Raw genomic sequence first — 15,424 nt, 5'->3', positions numbered from 1 at the left:
TTGCCATTTTGAGGCGTTATAGCGCGCCATCAGACCCGCAAAAGGGTCTGACTGAGCCAGCAAGGCACCCTCTTAATGGATATAAAAGTTCAGGCCGATGGCGGCGTTGTTGTTGGTGCGTTTGACGCCGTCTTTGTTGATGACGTCATAAGTGAGGATGCCGCTCAGTGTCATGTCGCGGGTCAGGCGTTGTTCCAATCCCAGGCCCACTTGGGGGCGGTAGCTGGGCATGTCGCCTTTGACGCCAGCGCGTGCATAGACCAAGGTGTGGTTGATGATTTTGCCGGCTTTGAAGGTGACGCCTGCCACGATACCGGTCGATGATTTCTTGTGGTAATCGGCAAAACCTTCGACGCCCACCAGCATGTTGTTGTGCATGATGTTGTAGCCCAGCACGATGGAGGGGTAGATGGACTTGGTGGTGGTGTCCAAGGACGGACCCGACACGGTGGCACTGTTACTGCCCAATTGCACGCCTTCGTAATAGCCCAAAAAGTCCTTGGGGTTGCTTTGTGCAAATGCGGTGCCTGTGGACAAGGCCACCAAGGCCAGAAGTGCAGTGATTTTCATGGGGGCGCCTGGGTTGGTTGTGCGATTGAAACGGTATAAAAATCATGATCAATCTGATCTTGATTCATAATTTCCCAAATTTATCATAAAAAAATTGAAATCAACGATTTTGAAGATTTGCTTTCGAGCCTTCGGTGTCGTGCGCTTTCCCTACCGTTCTTTGTCCAGGAGATGCCCATGAACAAGCTCAAAGAATCCCAGTCCCGGCGTCGTCGCCGCAGTGGCGCTGGGCGCAAGGGCGGGAAAATGGACGCGGCTTCGCTGGTCTATTTTTTTCGCAAACACAGCACCCTGACCTTGTTGGTGGGCATCGCTTTTGTGAGTTTGGTCACCGCCTACGTGGCCATTGAGTTGGGCGCTTAGGTCTGTTGCAAGGGGTGGTTTCAGGGTTTGGGGGCGGGCTGACACGATTGCTTGCAATTTTTGTGTGCCAAGTCACAGGTCATCCATTTGCGGCGGGTTAAATTCAGCTGCGTTCAATGACTGAAAGGACTTTTTTATGTTCACCCCAAAATCTGCTTTGACCCACATGGGCGTTTTGGCCAGCGCCGTGGCTGTTTTGTTGACCGGTTGCGCGACGGCAACACAAGAGCAAAAGGGGGCGGGTACCGGTGCCGTGATCGGTGCGGTGGCGGGTCAAATTTTGGGGCGTGACAGCAAGTCCACCGCCATTGGCGCGGGTTTGGGGGCTTTGGGCGGTTACATCTGGTCCAAAAACATGGAAGACAAAAAACGCGCCATGGAGCAAGCCACGGCTGGCACGGGCACGGTGGTCACACAAACGGCAGACAACCAGCTCAAGCTGAGCATTCCCAACGACATTTCATTTGACACAGGCCGTGCCGACATCAAGGCCAATTTGCGCCCGATTCTGGACCAGTTTGCCCAAGGTCTGAGCCAGCAGCCGAGCATGGAAGTGCGCATTGTGGGTCACACCGACAACACTGGCAGCGATGCCATCAACAACCCCTTGTCAGTCAACCGTGCGCAAAGTGCTCGTGATTACTTGGTGGCCCGTGGGGTGAGCAGTGCACGCATCGCCATTGATGGCCGGGGTTCGCGTGAACCGATTGCCGACAACGGCAGCGCCGATGGCCGGGCCCGCAACCGCCGCATCGACATCTTTTTGGCCGAGCGCGGTCAGAAGTAAATTTTTTGCAGCAGCGCCACGAGCGTCTTGCGCTCGGCGGGCGTGAGCTTGGCTGTTTTTTCGGTTTCGAGCTCGGTGGCCGTTTGTTCGGCTTGCACCATCAAGGCCTGGCCTTTGGGTGTGGCGTGCAGGCCGACGGCGCGACCGTCGTGTGGGTGGGGCTTGCGCTCGATCAGGCCCCGAGCTTCGAGTGACTGAATCAGCCCCACCAAGTTGGGGGGCAACAAATTCAGAGCCGCGCACAGCTGGCGCGAGGTCACACCGGGGTTGTGGCCAATGGTGGACATGACCGAAAAGTCCACGGGCTTGAGGCCATAGGGGGCCAGCCGCTCCAAAAACAACTCAATGATGCTCAGGGCTGCACGCCGTGCGTTGTAGCCCACCAGGCTTTGCAGGTAGCGGGTGTCCACTTGCTCTGCGCTGGTCGCCGCAGACTTGGCCACTTTGGCCACCTTGGTACTGGGGCGCAGCGCTTTGGCCGAGGGGGTGCGCGGGGTTTTGGGGGCCAATGCCAGGGTGGTTGGAGTGGCCCTTTTTTCTGCCACTTTTCCAGCTTGTGGGGTGATGGGCATGTCGTCGCTCATGCGGCGGCCATGCATTGCTGCACGATGATGAAGGTGCGCATTTGAAATTCGGGCAGAACCCAGCTGCGCAGGGCCTTGGCCGGTGTCAGCCAACGGGTTTGGGCATGGGGTGTGTCGGCGTCCACACCCGACTCGATGCGCAGCCAGGCCCAGTCCATGAGCACCAGCGCCACAGCACGCAAATAATCGTCGGCCACCCGGTAGGGCAGGGCGGTGTCTTGCGCAGCGGCCTTGACGATTTGCGCGGTCACGGCACGCAGGGTCTGGAGGCGGGCTGTCGCTGGCGTGCTGGCTTTGTGGTGGGGTGGCAAGTCGGCAGCCAGGGTGTCCAGCAAGGCGTTCATGCCGGTGCCGCCATCGGCCAGCACTTTGCGCACCAGCAGGTCAATCGCCTGGATTTCGTTGGTGCCTTCGTAAATCATGGCCACACGGGCGTCACGCACGATCTGCTCGATGCCCCATTCGCGCACGTAGCCGTGCCCGCCAAACACCTGCAGGCAGTCGCTGCCGCCATGAAAGGCTTGGTGGGTGAAGACCGATTTCATGACCGGCGTGACCAGAGCGCACCAGCGCTGGGCGGCGGCTTGGGCAGCAGCGTCGGGGCTGTGCTTGATCAGGTCGAGTTCGAGCGCGGTGCGGTAGGCCAGCACCCGACCGGCGTCAACCCAGGCGCGTTGTGTGTCCAAAATGCGGCGCATGGCGGGGTGCTCGCCAATCAAATCCGCTTCGCCCGCCGACCTGCCTTTGCCCGGCGCACGCATTTGGCGGCGCTCTTGTGCATAGGCTTCGGCCTTTTGCCAGGCGGCGTCCAGCAGGCCAATGCCTTGCAGGGCCACATGCAATCGGGCGGCATTCATCATCACAAACATGGCGCCCAAGCCTTTGCCGGGCTCGCCCACTATCGAAGAGACCGCTTCGTCAAAGCGCATCACGCAGGTGGGGCTGCCGTGCAGGCCCATTTTTTCTTCGATGCGGTCGCAGTGCACCCTGCTGCGCGAACCATCGGGGTAAAACTTGGGCACCAGGAACAGCGACAGGCCTTTGGGTCCAGGGGGCGCGTCGGGCAGGCGGGCCAGCACCAGGTGCACGATGTTGTCGGTCAGGTCGTGTTCGCCGCCCGAGATGAAAATTTTGGTGCCGCTCACGGCGTACTGGCCATCGGGCATGGGGACCGCTTTGGTGCGGGCCAGGCCCAGGTCGGAGCCCGCATGGGGCTCGGTCAGGCACATGGTGGCCAGCCATTCGCCGGTCGCCACTTTTTCCAGGTACAGCGCTTTGAGTTCGTCACTCGCATGGTGCTTGATGCATTCGTAAGCGCCGTGCAACAGTCCAGGGGCCATGGTCCAGCCGTGGTTGGCGGCACTCAGCATTTCGTAGAGCATGGCTTCGAGCACGGTGGGCAAGCCTTGCCCGCCGTCTTCGGCGCTGGCGGCCAGGGCAGGCCAGCCCGCTTGCCAAAACGCCTGGTAAGCGTCTTTGAAGCCCGGCGGCATGGTGACGGTGCCGTCTTTCCATTGCGCACCGATTTCATCCCCGTCGCGGTTGAGCGGGGCAATCACCTCGCCCACGAACTTGCCTGCTTCTTCGAGCACTTGCTGCATGAGGGGAGGGTCGACCTCGGCAAAGGCGGGCAGGGCTTGCAGCTGGGCGGGCGCGTTCAAAACACGGGACAGCACAAACTGCATGTCGTCGGTGCGGGGTTGGTAGGCGTTCATGGGTTTTGGGGGCTCAATGGAAAAAATCCGGCGCTGCCATCAAGCAGCGCCGGACTACACGATATCAGTCTTCTGAATCAGGAATCGATGCTGAAGCCGATGCGCTTGATCAGGGGACCCCAGCGCTCGAGTTCCACTTGCGAGCTCTTGAGTTGGTCTGCCACCGTGCCGCCAAACGGAATCAGGCCCACCACGGTCAAGGCGTCCAACACGCCTTTGTCTTTGAGGGCGGCATTGATGGCTGCATTGGCCGCTTGCACCACGTTGGCCGGGGTTTTGGCGGGAGCGTAAAAGCCAAACCACTCTTCCACGGTCAATTCAGGAAAGCCTTGCTCGGCAAAGGTGGCGACATCGGGCACAAAGGGCGAACGGGTTTTGCCCGAGGTGGCCAAGATGCGCATCTTGCCGGCTTTGTGGTTGGCAATGAAGTCGCCGTGTGGGGTGAACATGCAAGCGATCTGGCCGCCGACCACATCGGTCACGCCGGGCACCGAGCCACGGTAAGGCACATGCTTGAACTCGAAGTTTTGGTTCAGGCCGAGCAACGCGCCAATGAAGTGCGGTGTGGAGCCTGCAGCAGGTGAGCCGTAGCTCGCTTGCGCGGGGTTGGCTTTGGCCCAAGCCACAAAGTCTTTCACGTTTTTGACGCTGGCGGGCACCATGGGGCCCACGGCAAAACCGTGGTGGATCATGGAGGCGGTGCCCACAGGGATGAAGTCTTCAAACGGCTTGTATTGCAGGTTTTTGAAGATGTGGGGGTAAAGCGAGATGGCCGAGAACGGGGTCATGGCCAGCACCGAGCCGTCGGCTGGGGCGCTTTTGAGCAGGTTCAGGGCAATCTGGCCGCCTGCACCTGGCTTGCTGTCGATGATGCCGGCGTTTTTGCTGTAAGGCGTGCCGCCAAATTTTTCGGCCACGCGGCGGGCGCAGATGTCGCCCGAGCTGCCGGGTGGGAAGCCGTAGAGCACTTTGACTTGCTCAATGGGCAGGCCACTTTGCGCCCAGGCTTGCTGGAATGCGGTGCTGCCCAAAATGGCGGCACCAAGGGTGGATTGGATGAATTCTCGACGGTTGCTCATGCTTGTCTCCTGGAGGCGTGGTTGTAAAAGGTTGAACGAACGGGGGTGAAAAAAAGAGGGCGTTGGAGTGTTCAGATCAGGACTTGGCCGCTTTGTCGGCCGAGCCTTCCAGCCCGGCCAGCAAGGCTTGGCTGTTGCCCGGAATCACCATTTGAAATTGCTGGTCGACAAAGGTGTAGTCGTAGTAGCCCATGCGAGCGAGTGGCTGGATTTTGAGCACGTCGATCAGGCCTTGGCCATTGATGATCTCGTCGTCGATGTGGATGGCCACCACACGGCCAAACACCACGTCGGCGCTGCCCATGGGCGGTTTGCCGGGAAAGCGCAGGCTGTTCAGGTACACACACTCGAACTGGATGGGCGAGCCCTTGACACGCATGGGTTTCACCAAGCGGCTGGGCAGCTTCTCGAGTCCTGCACGTTCGAACTCGTCCACGCCATGGGGCACTTCTTCGGCCGAGATGTTGACTGCATCGCGCAGGGCGTAGGTGGCCATGTTCCAGACGAACTCACCGGTTTGTTCGGCGTTGCGCACCGAGTCTTTGCGTTCGCCCTGGGTGGTTTGGTTGGCGCTGAACATGACGATGGGCGGGTCAAACGTCACGTTTTGAAATTGGCTGTAGGGTGCCAAGTTGTGGCGGCCTTGGGCATCCACCGTGGAGATCCAGCCGATGGGGCGCGGGATCACGCACGACTTGAAGGGGTCGTGCGGCAGGCCGTGCGGGGTGACGCCGGGTTCGTAGTACATGGCTCAAGTCGCTGTATCAAGTACACAAAGCGCGGATGTCTTCGGGCACCGGGATGGCTTTGATGCGGTCCGGGTCTTCGGGGTGCTTGATGCAAAAGGCGCGCACTTCGGTGCCTTCGCACAGCACGGTTTCGCCGCGCATCACCACGTGTTTGTGCACAAACACTTTGTCGCGCCACTCTTGCACGCTGGTGTGCACCTGCAGGGTTTCGCCGTAGGTGGCGGGTCGGATGAATTTGGTGTTGATTTCCAAGAGCGGCGTGCCAATGATGCCGCGCGTCTTGACCAATTCACGCCAAGGCAGCACGCCGCACTTCACAAAGAAGTTCAGCGACGAGGCGTCCATCCATTTGGAAAAATTGGGGAAAAAAACGATGCCTGCGGGGTCGCAGTCACCGAACATCACTTGCACTTCGTAGACAACAGTTTTCATGGCTTGTTTCTTCGTTGGACGATGAAGCTCACCTCAGCGAGGTGCCATGCGCAAGGCGCCGTCCAAGCGAATGGTTTCGCCGTTCAGGTGGTCGTTGCTGACGATGTGGCAGGCCAGTTCGGCAAATTCGCTGGGCTTTCCCAGGCGTGCCGGGAAGGGGATGCTGGCGGCCAGCGAAGCTTGCACCGGCTCGGGCAAGCTGGCCAGCAGCGGTGTTTTGAACAGGCCGGGGGCGATGGTGCACACGCGGATGCCGTGTTGCGCCAGGTCACGCGCCATGGGCAGCGTCATGCCGGCCACGCCAGCCTTGGAGGCGCTGTAGGCCTGCTGGCCCACTTGGCCGTCAAAGGCGGCGACCGATGCGGTGAAGACCATCACGCCACGGGCGTTGTCATCCATGGGGTCGAGCTTGGCGCAAGCGGCGGCAAACAGACGGGCGGCGTTGTAGGTGCCGATCAGGTTGACGTTGATCACCTTGGCGAACTCTTCCAAAGGCGCGGCGTTGCCGTCTTTGCCCACCACGCGCTTGGCGGTGCCAATGCCCGCGATTTGCATCAGGATGCGGGCCGGGCCGTGGGCGGCGGCAGCGGTCTCGATGGCATGCTGCATGCTGTCTGGGTCACTCACATTGCAGTGCACTGCAAGGCCGCCAATGTCGGCTGCCACGCGCTCGGCGTTGTCCATGTTCAGATCGAGCACGGCGACTTTTGCGCCCAATCGGGCCAATTCGCGGGCAGTGGCTTCGCCCAAACCGGAGCCACCGCCGGTGACCAGTGCTGCTTGTCCTTGGATGTTCATGTCGAGACCTTTCTGTTGTAGGTCGGACCTTCTGGTCCGACGTTTCGGATACATGTCGGGGCTGAAGCCGCCGACCTACGGGTTCTTGCACTTTGTATTTTGGTAGGTCGGTGGCTTTAGCCCCGACAAATGCTTGCAGACCACAAACATGTCGGACCTGAAGGTGCCGACCTACGGGTTCTTGCACTTTGTATTTTTGTAGGTCGGTGGCTTCAGCCCCGACAAATGCCCGCAGACCGCGAACATGTCGGGGCTAAAGCCGCCGACCTACGCGTTCATTTCATGCGCCTTCGGGGTTTTCGATCAGCAGCGCAATGCCTTGCCCACCGCCCACGCAGGCACTGGAGATGCCGTAGCGCAAACCGCTGCGTTTCAATTCGCGAGCCAGCGTGATGGTCAAGCGCACGCCGGTGGCGGCCAGGGGGTGGCCGAGCGCAATCGCGCCGCCGTTCACGTTGAGCTTGGACACATCCAGGCCCAGCTCTTTCGCCACGGCCAGGGTTTGTGCACCCTGCGCTTCGTTGATCTCAAAGCGGCCGATGTCTGACAGCTTGAGGCTTGTGCGCTCGAGCAGCAAGCGAATGGCTGGCGCTGGGCCAATGCCCATGATCTCGGGCGGCACGCCCACCGCAGCTGCCGCCACCACGCGGGCCAGCGGCATTTTGCCTTGCGCTTTGGCGTAAGCACCCGACGTCACCACACAGGCCGCTGCGGCATCGACCAGGGCCGAGCTGTTGCCGCCGGTTTGCACGCCACCTTCGTAAACAGACTTGAGCTTGGCCAGCACTTCGGGGGGCGAGATGCGGGGGTGCGTGTCGGTGGCCACTTCGGTGACCTTGCCTTGCAGCTTGATGCCACGGGCTTTGTAGCCTTCGAGTTCAAACTTTTCAGTGACCACAGACACGATTTCACCGGCATGGAAACCGGCGGCTTGCGCGGCCACAGCCTTGGCAAACGAGTCAGACGCGAACTGGTCGACCTCTTCGCGGGTGATGTTGTACTTTTTGGCCAGGTTTTCGGCCGTTTGGATCATGTTGATGCCTGCGGCCGGGTCTTTCAGCGCTTCCCACATGTAGTCTTTGAAGCCCACGGGAGCACCCAGTTTGAAACCGGTGCGGTGGTCAAAGGCGGCAATCGGGTTGCGCGTCATGCTTTCGGTGCCGACCACCAGCGCAGCGTCGCACACGCCCGCTTCGATCTGCTCGCCCGCTTGGCGGAACAGTTCAAAGCCGGTGCCACAAATGCGCTGGGTCATGATGGCGGGCACTTCTTGCGGCACACCGGCATACAAACCAATGTGGCGGGGCAAGAAGAATTGGTCAAAGTCGCCAGGGGCCATGTTGCCGGTGATGACCGAGCCGATCTCGGTGGGGGCGATGCCTGCGCGCTTCAAAGCTTCGCGGGCGGCTTTGATGCCGAGGTCTGTGGGCGAGATGTGACCCAGTGCGCCGCAATAGTCCACCATGGGCGTGCGCACGCCTTCCTGCATCCACACATCGGCAAACGCGTTGAAAAATCCTTTGGAAGCCATGTTTTTTCCTTGTGATTCGAATCTTTAAATCCGATTTGGGGGCTGTTCCGTAGGTCGGCACCTTCAGGTCCGACATGGCTGGTTTTGGACAGCTTCATGTCGGGGCTGAAGCCGCCGACCTACAGGTCAAATTTGGGGTTTGACGATGTAGTGCAGCGTGTCGGCATGCAAGGCCGCCACGGTGTCGGCGCGGTGGGTGAGCACCGAGCGCTGGTTGATCGAGCCCTTGTCGGTGATTTCGCCCTTGTCAATGGTGGGCGGCTCGCTCAGCAGGCACAGGCGGGCAATGCGGTTGGCGCTGCCAGTTGCCGATTGGGCCAGCGTGTTGACGATGTCCTGGAACTTGGCCAGCACCGGGGCCGAGGCCAAAACTTCAGACAAAGGCACGTCGGCAGGCAAACCGCTCAAAGCACGCACCGCCGGTGTCGGAAAAATCATGGCACCGACTTCTTTCAGGTTGATGCCCGTCAACACTGCGTCCTGAATGTAGGGGGCTCCCGCTGCGATGATTTTGGCCCGCAGCGGCCCCACGCTCACAAAGGTGCCGGTGGCCAGCTTGAAGTCTTCGGCAATCCGACCGTCAAATTTCAGGCCCAGGTGCACATCGGTCTCGTCGATCCACTTGACCGCGTCGCCGGTCTTGAAAAAGCCTTCTTCGTCAAACGCACCGGCGGTTTCTTCGGGGTTGCGCCAGTAGCCGGGTGTGATGTTGGGGCCTCGGTAGCGCACCTCGGTTTTGCCATCGGTGTCGACCAGCTTCAGCTCCAGCCCTGGTGTGGGCACACCCAAGTCGCCCGCTTGCACAAAGGGGTTGGTCACAAAGATGCCAAAGGGGCCGGACTCGGTCATGCCCAGACCTGTGCCCATGACGATGCGCTCGCCCACTTCACGCTCTTGGCTGGCATACAGGCTGTCCCAAATGGGCTGGGCCAAAGCAGCGCCGGCGTAAAAGAACATCTGCACGCGTGACAGCAGCGTTTTGCGCAGCTGGTCGTCGGTTTGCATGGCGTGGGCAATGGCTTCAAAGCCGGTGGGCACGTTGAAGTACACGGTGGGCGCGATGTCGCGCAGGTTGCGCAAGGTCTCGTGCATCAAGGCCGGGGTGGGCTTGCCGTCGTCGATGTAGAGCGTGCCGCCGTGGAACACCGTCATGCCAAAGTTGTGGTTGCCGCCAAAGGTGTGGTTCCAGGGCAACCAGTCCACCAGCACCAGTTCTTGCTCGGCCAGCACGGGCATGGACTGCGCCATTTGTTGCTGGTTGGCGCACCACAGGCGGTTGGTGTTGATGACGGCTTTGGGCAGCTTGGTGGAGCCGCTGGTGAACAAGAACTTGGCAATGGTGTCGGGGCCGGTGGCGGCCATGGCGGCGTCCACGGCCGGTGTGGGGGCGGTGGCGCACAGGCTGTCAAAAGCCGTGACCGTGCGGCCATGCACCTCGCCTTTGACCATCACGACCTCCATGTCTTCACCCACGGTGGCGGCAATGGCTTTGGCATAGCGGGCGTCCGAGGCAAACACCAGGCCGGGCGTGACGGTGCGCAGCACATGCTTGAGCTTGTCGTAGTCCACACTGACCAGCGAGTAGGGCGGTGAGGTGGGCACATAAGGCACGCCCGCCACCAGGCAACCCAAGGCCAGCAAAGCGTGCTCGAGGCTGTTTTCGCTCAGGATGACGACGGGGCGTTCGGCGTTCAGACCGCGGTCGATCAGGCCCTGCGCAATGCAGCGTGCCGAGTGCCAGGCCTGCGCGTAACTGATGTGCTTCCAGTCGCCCAAAGTGCCATCGGCTTGCGGGATGCGGCGGGCCATGAAGCTGTGCTCGGGCTTGACTTGCGCCCAGTGCTGCAGGCGGTCGGTCAGGCGATCCGGAAAAGCCTGCAGGTCTTGGTCAGCCTTGAGGTAATGCGTGCCGGGCACGCCATCGCGCAAACTGACACGCGTCACGCCGAATTTGAGTGGACGAAATTGGGGGGCGTTCATGGGGTCTCCGGTGATGGCCTTGGGCGATGGGCGTTGTGCCTTGGGCGTGTTGGGTTTTGCGTTCGGGGTTTGGCATTGAGCGTGGGTTCAAGGTGTTTGAGCATCGCTCAACGCTCAACCCAAAACGCCCAACGGTCAACGCCCAACGGTCAACCCGCCTTCTGTACTTTGGCGGCCTTGCCTTCCAGGAAGGCACGCACGCGGGCTTTGGCTTCAGGGGCGGATTGGGCAATCGAGGCCATCAGCGCTTCGGTGAACAAGCCGTGGTCGGCCGGCTGCTCGGCAATGCGGGGCAGGGCGTGTGTCAAAGCAAAGTTGGTCAGGGGGGCGTTGGTGGCGATGCGGGAGGCCAGCTCGATGGCCTTGGTCAAGGCCGTGCCGGTGGGCACCAGGTACTGCGCCAGGCCCACGCGCTCGCCGTCTTGAGCGTTGTACACGCGGCCCGTGAGCATCATGTCGGTCATGCGGGCTGCGCCAATCAGCTTGGGCACACGCACCGAGCCACCGCCGCCCACAAAAATGCCGCGTGTGCCTTCGGGCAGCGCGTAAAAAGTGCTTTCATCGGCCACGCGAATGTGGCTGGCGCTGGCCAGCTCCAGGCCTCCGCCCACCACCGCGCCATGCAAAGCGGCCACCACAGGCACACGGCCTTGCTCGACCGCGTTCAAGGCCACATGCCAGCTGCGCGAGTGGTGAATGCCTTCACCGGCATCGCGCTCTTTCAATTCAGACAAATCGAGTCCTGCACAAAAGTGGTCGCCTTCGCCATGGATCACGGCGGCACCCGCTTCAGGCGGCAGGTTCTGAAACACATCGCGCAGCGCTTCAATCAGGGCGTCATTCAGTGCATTGCGCTTGGCCGGACGGCAAAGGCGCACCACCGCGACGGCCCCTTGCATGTCCAAAGCCACGCCGTTGGCGGCTGCGCGTTCGAGGATGGGGTGATGGATGTCGGTCATGGCAAGGCCTTTCTTCAGACTTGGCCAAGACGCCAAGAAAGTTATTATTGATAACCATATTGTGACCAGTGACCAGCATTTTTGTGCTTGGTGTTTTCCCTAGGTTTACAGGGCCTGTTCCAGGGGGAACCTTTCTTTTTTGTGGGAGCCCCGCCCTCGGGGGATGGTGTTTTTGTAGGAGCCCCGCCCTCGGGGCGATGGGGGGTGGTCTGCGAGGGTTATCGCGACGAGGGCGTCGCTCCTACAGGGACATTGCCGCGCATCACAGGGACATTGCCTTGCACTTTGTAGGAGCCCCGCCCTCGGGGCGATGGAGGGTGTGGTCTTGCTTGTGACCTTGGCCTTGCGCGTGATCGGCTATTGTTCACCCCTATTTGCTGCGAAGGAGCCCCATGAACCACCAAGACCTGATTGCCATCGACATCCACACCCATGCCGAGGTGAGCTGCTGGAATCCGTTTGACAACTACGGCGAAGAGTACGACCGCGCGGCCGACAAGTTCTTTGGCAGCAACCGCCGCCCGACCATCGAAGAGACCGTGGCTTATTACCGCGAGCGCAAGATCGGCTTGGTCATGTTCACCGTGGACAGCGAATCGCAGCTGGGCCGCCGCCGCATTCCCAATGAAGAGATCGCCAAGGCAGCACGCGACAACAGCGACATGATGATTGCCTTTGCCAGCATCGACCCACACAAGGGCAAGATGGGCGCACGCGAGGCCGAGCGCCTGATCAAGGAAGAGGGCATCAAGGGCTTCAAGTTCCACCCCACGGTGCAGGGCTACCACCCCTACGACAAGATGGCTTGGCCCATTTACGACGTGATCAACGAATACAAATTGCCCGCGATTTTCCATACCGGACACAGTGGCATTGGCTCGGGCATGCGTTGCGGTGGCGGTCTGCGCCTGGCCTACAGCAACCCCATGCACCTGGACGATGTGGCCATTGACTGGCCCGACATGCAGATCGTCATGGCGCACCCGAGTTTTCCTTGGCAAGACGAGGCCCTGAGCGTGGCCACCCACAAGCCCAATGTGTGGATTGACCTGTCGGGCTGGAGCCCCAAGTACTTTCCCAAACAATTGGTGCAATACGCCAACACCTTGCTCAAAGACCGCATTTTGTTTGGCAGCGACTACCCGCTGATCACCCCCGAGCGCTGGATGAAAGACTTTGAGGTGGCAGGTTTCAAACCCGAGGTGATGCCCGGCATTTTGAAGGGCAATGCGATCCGTTTGTTGGGCCTGGACAAAGCGGTGTGACCGCCGTCAACGGGGTGAATGGCATGGCCGTTGTAGGAGCCCCACCCTCGGGGCGATGGGGGTTGGTCTGCAAGGCCCATCGCAAAGAGGATGTCCACTTCACAGCAGAAAAGGCGCTTTATTTTGTAAGCGGCCTGACCCGATGTGGACCGGCTTTCTTCAGCGTCCAGCCCACGGGGTGACTTTGACGGCCACCGCAGTGACCACGCCATAAAGCACCATGGTCACGGCCACCAAGGCATAAAAGCTGTTCGCGGTGCCTTGGTGTTGCGTCAACCCATAACCGGCCCCGGCCACCAGCACCAAGCGCACGGTTCCGGCCAGCACGGGCCCGATCACTTGGCCTGCGCCTTGGGATGCAAAGTACAAAGTCAGTCCCAGGCCAAAGAAGGGAAAGGCCGGTCCTGCCGTCACCAAGTATTGGCGGGCGAAATGCAACACGGTTTCATCTTGCGTGAACAAACGCGCCCACAGATCGGGTGCCAGGGTGACCACCGCGCCAATCAGGGCCAAGTTGAAGGCCGATACGCCACCGGCGACCCAGGCCACGCGCCGCGCTCTGGCCACTTGGCCTGCCCCCATGGCCAAGCCGACCATGGGCACCGAAGCCACGCCGATGCCAAAGGCGATCGGGATCAACAAAAACTCAAGCCTTTGACCAATGCCATACCCAGCCAGCGCGGGTGTGCCCAGTTGGGCCAACATGCCCGTAAAAATCAAGATGGCCAGCACCGATTGCACGGGTGACAAGCAGGCCACGGCCCCCACTTTCAAAATGTCGGCAAACAGGCTTTTGTGCAGGGTGAAGCTTTGCAAAGGCAATCGCAATCGGCCTTGTCCGCTGAGCAAATACCACAGAAACACCACCACCCCCGCCAGGGTGGCCACGATGTGTCCCAGAGCGACGCCCACCATGCCCATGGCAGGTATGGGGCCGGCCCCCAGTGACAGTACTCCGCCCAGCGCGATTTGCAAAACCGCCGTGGCCACCAGCGTCATGGACGGTGCCCGCATATTGCCCGTGCCTCGCAAAATCGAGGCCAGGGTGTTGAGCAGCCAGACCCACACGGCCCCTGAAAAAAGCACTTGGCCGTAGAGCACCGCTTCCTCCAGCACAGCACCTTGTCCGCCCAGCAGGGCGTAAAAATCGGGGCCCCAGAGCAAAAAAATACCGCTGTAAATCAGGCCTGCTGCCAAGCCAATCACCAAGGCATGTTGCAGCAGGGTTTGGGCTCGGTCCACATCGGAGGCACCCAGGGCGCGGCTGATGGCGGCCGATACCCCGCCGCCCATGGCTCCAGCCGACATCATTTGCGTGAGCATGGCAAACGGAAACACCAGCGCCATGGCCGCCAAAGGCGCAGTGCCCAAGCGCCCCACATAGTAGGTTTCGGCAATGCCCACCAGCACGGTCATGACCATCGCCAGCACATTGGGCGCGGCCAGCTTGAGCAAGGTGGGCAAGATTGGAGCGCTGAGCAGGCGCTGCAAGTCGTTGTGGGGAGCGTTCATGGACGCATCTTCCCAGTTTGCCCGTCAGATGCAGTGACTCAGGTGACAGGTGCGCCGGGCAAGGGGGCTTGCAACAGTTGGTGCATCGGCCAATTGAGCAGCTCGGCCAAGCGGCACACCACCCAACGGGCTTCGGCGGGCGAGACCACGGCAGGCTCGGCCAGCAGGCCCAGCTCGCATTGCGTCAGCACCAGTTCTTCGGTAATGCCCAGCGTGAACTGCATGTTGGCCGCCTTTTCGGTCAGCAAGTTGGCGAGGTCTTCGCACAGCTCGTAGCGCTCGGCCATCTCACGGTGGCCGATGCTGGGTTTGATTTTGCCGGGTGGCACATACAGCGCCGTGAAGCTCTCGGGCAGGTAAAGCTGGTTGTCGTTGCTCATGCCGGCTCAGGCTTTTTTGACGAATTCGGTTTTCAGCTGCATGGGGCCAAAACCTTCGATTTTGCAGTCAATGTCGTGGTCGCCCTCGATGAGGCGGATGTTCTTGACCTTGGTGCCGACTTTGACCACCGAAGACGAGCCTTTGATCTTGAGGTCCTTGACCAGGGTGACGCTGTCGCCGTCTTGCAGCACGTTGCCGTGGGCGTCTTTCCAGACTTTGGCCACCTCAGTGGCAGCCGCTTCGGCGGGGCTCCATTCGTGCCCGCAGCTGGGGCAGATCAACAAATTGCCATCTTCGTAGGTGTATTCATCGTGGCATTGGGGGCAGGCGGGCAAGGTGGTCATGTTCAAGAAATCAGCAAATCAAGCATTGTCGTCTGCAAATGTGGGCCATCGCGACGGGGGCGTCGCTCCTACGGGGGAGATGCCCTGGATTTTGTGGGATCCCCGCCCTCGGGGTGATGCTTGGTGGTTTGCGAGGCTTGATCGCGACGGGGGCGTCGCTCCTACAAGGGAAGGTCCTGGATTTTGTAGTAGCCCCGCCCTCGGGGCGATTCTTGGGGTCTGCGAGGCTTGATCGCGATGGGGGCGTCGCTCCTGGTATGGATTGACCTGTCAATAGGTACCGGTTGTTTTTCAGCTTTCTCTGTTTCTTTTGTCTTCTCGGTCAGTGACTGTGGTTCAGGGACTACGAGGCTGATTGGGCGACGGTAGATCAAT

At 60.6% G+C, this 15,424-nt stretch carries 16 protein-coding genes; 3 read left to right on the top strand and 13 right to left on the bottom strand.

Features of this window, described 5'->3' with window-relative positions:
- Positions 1–72: 72 nt before the first annotated feature.
- A complete protein-coding gene (locus B9Z48_RS14960; RefSeq protein WP_089956572.1) occupies positions 73–570 on the bottom strand; it encodes an outer membrane beta-barrel protein in 498 nt (165 codons plus the stop codon).
- A gap of 177 nt (positions 571–747) precedes the next feature.
- Here B9Z48_RS14960 and B9Z48_RS14955 point away from each other — a divergent pair, with 177 nt between their 5' ends.
- Entirely contained in the window at positions 748–933 is a 186-nt protein-coding gene (locus B9Z48_RS14955; RefSeq protein ID WP_089956575.1) for a hypothetical protein, read from the top strand.
- Between the two features lie 136 nt (positions 934–1,069).
- Complete coding sequence (locus tag B9Z48_RS14950; RefSeq protein ID WP_199233531.1) at positions 1,070–1,720, top strand: OmpA family protein; 651 nt, start codon at positions 1,070–1,072, stop codon at positions 1,718–1,720.
- On the opposite strand, the gene B9Z48_RS14945 is transcribed toward B9Z48_RS14950, so the two are convergent.
- From B9Z48_RS14945 to B9Z48_RS14905, 9 genes are all read right to left on the bottom strand, one after another.
- The gene (locus B9Z48_RS14945) at positions 1,711–2,304 is read right to left on the bottom strand and encodes a MarR family winged helix-turn-helix transcriptional regulator (RefSeq protein WP_368665923.1); all 594 of its coding nucleotides are present in this window, start codon (positions 2,302–2,304) and stop codon (positions 1,711–1,713) included. The genes B9Z48_RS14950 and B9Z48_RS14945 overlap by 10 nt on opposite strands.
- Entirely contained in the window at positions 2,301–4,019 is a 1,719-nt protein-coding gene (locus B9Z48_RS14940) for an acyl-CoA dehydrogenase family protein (RefSeq protein ID WP_108379413.1), read from the bottom strand. The genes B9Z48_RS14945 and B9Z48_RS14940 overlap by 4 nt, the downstream gene beginning before the upstream one ends.
- A gap of 77 nt (positions 4,020–4,096) precedes the next feature.
- Entirely contained in the window at positions 4,097–5,098 is a 1,002-nt protein-coding gene (locus tag B9Z48_RS14935; protein ID WP_108379411.1) for a tripartite tricarboxylate transporter substrate-binding protein, read from the bottom strand.
- Positions 5,099–5,174: 76 nt separating this feature from the next.
- A complete protein-coding gene (locus B9Z48_RS14930; RefSeq protein ID WP_108379409.1) occupies positions 5,175–5,846 on the bottom strand; it encodes a flavin reductase family protein in 672 nt (223 codons plus the stop codon).
- Positions 5,847–5,862: 16 nt separating this feature from the next.
- A complete protein-coding gene (locus B9Z48_RS14925; protein WP_089956587.1) occupies positions 5,863–6,279 on the bottom strand; it encodes a thioesterase family protein in 417 nt (138 codons plus the stop codon).
- A gap of 33 nt (positions 6,280–6,312) precedes the next feature.
- Entirely contained in the window at positions 6,313–7,077 is a 765-nt protein-coding gene (locus tag B9Z48_RS14920) for an SDR family NAD(P)-dependent oxidoreductase (protein WP_108379407.1), read from the bottom strand.
- A 280-nt stretch (positions 7,078–7,357) separates the two neighbouring features.
- Positions 7,358–8,608 carry a thiolase family protein gene (locus tag B9Z48_RS14915; RefSeq protein WP_108379405.1) on the bottom strand — a complete coding sequence of 417 codons (1,251 nt, stop codon included), beginning with the start codon at positions 8,606–8,608 and terminating at the stop codon, positions 7,358–7,360.
- A 126-nt stretch (positions 8,609–8,734) separates the two neighbouring features.
- Positions 8,735–10,588 carry a feruloyl-CoA synthase gene (locus B9Z48_RS14910; RefSeq protein ID WP_108379403.1) on the bottom strand — a complete coding sequence of 618 codons (1,854 nt, stop codon included), beginning with the start codon at positions 10,586–10,588 and terminating at the stop codon, positions 8,735–8,737.
- A 149-nt stretch (positions 10,589–10,737) separates the two neighbouring features.
- Complete coding sequence (locus tag B9Z48_RS14905) at positions 10,738–11,547, bottom strand: crotonase/enoyl-CoA hydratase family protein (protein ID WP_108379401.1); 810 nt, start codon at positions 11,545–11,547, stop codon at positions 10,738–10,740.
- Positions 11,548–11,939: 392 nt separating this feature from the next.
- On the opposite strand from B9Z48_RS14905, the gene B9Z48_RS14900 reads away from it, so the two are divergent.
- Positions 11,940–12,812: an amidohydrolase family protein gene (locus B9Z48_RS14900; protein WP_089956599.1), complete on the top strand. Its 873-nt coding sequence runs from the start codon at positions 11,940–11,942 to the stop codon at positions 12,810–12,812.
- Between the two features lie 159 nt (positions 12,813–12,971).
- Here the strand turns inward: B9Z48_RS14900 and B9Z48_RS14895 are convergent, their stop codons facing one another.
- The 3 genes from B9Z48_RS14895 to B9Z48_RS14885 are packed head-to-tail and all read right to left on the bottom strand — an operon-like array spanning position 12,972 to position 15,049.
- Positions 12,972–14,324, bottom strand: coding sequence for an MATE family efflux transporter (locus B9Z48_RS14895; protein ID WP_089956600.1), 1,353 nt, complete (start codon positions 14,322–14,324; stop codon positions 12,972–12,974).
- A 38-nt stretch (positions 14,325–14,362) separates the two neighbouring features.
- Entirely contained in the window at positions 14,363–14,704 is a 342-nt protein-coding gene (locus tag B9Z48_RS14890; RefSeq protein ID WP_108379399.1) for an ATPase with chaperone activity, read from the bottom strand.
- A gap of 6 nt (positions 14,705–14,710) precedes the next feature.
- A complete protein-coding gene (locus B9Z48_RS14885; RefSeq protein ID WP_089956604.1) occupies positions 14,711–15,049 on the bottom strand; it encodes a zinc ribbon domain-containing protein YjdM in 339 nt (112 codons plus the stop codon).
- Positions 15,050–15,424: the final 375 nt, after the last annotated feature.

The sequence above is a fragment of the Limnohabitans sp. WS1 genome, from assembly GCF_003063265.1.
Classification (GTDB): Bacteria; Pseudomonadota; Gammaproteobacteria; order Burkholderiales; family Burkholderiaceae_C; genus Limnohabitans_A.
Note: the sequence above shows the minus strand (reverse complement) of the source record. Positions and strands in the feature narration are given on the sequence as shown.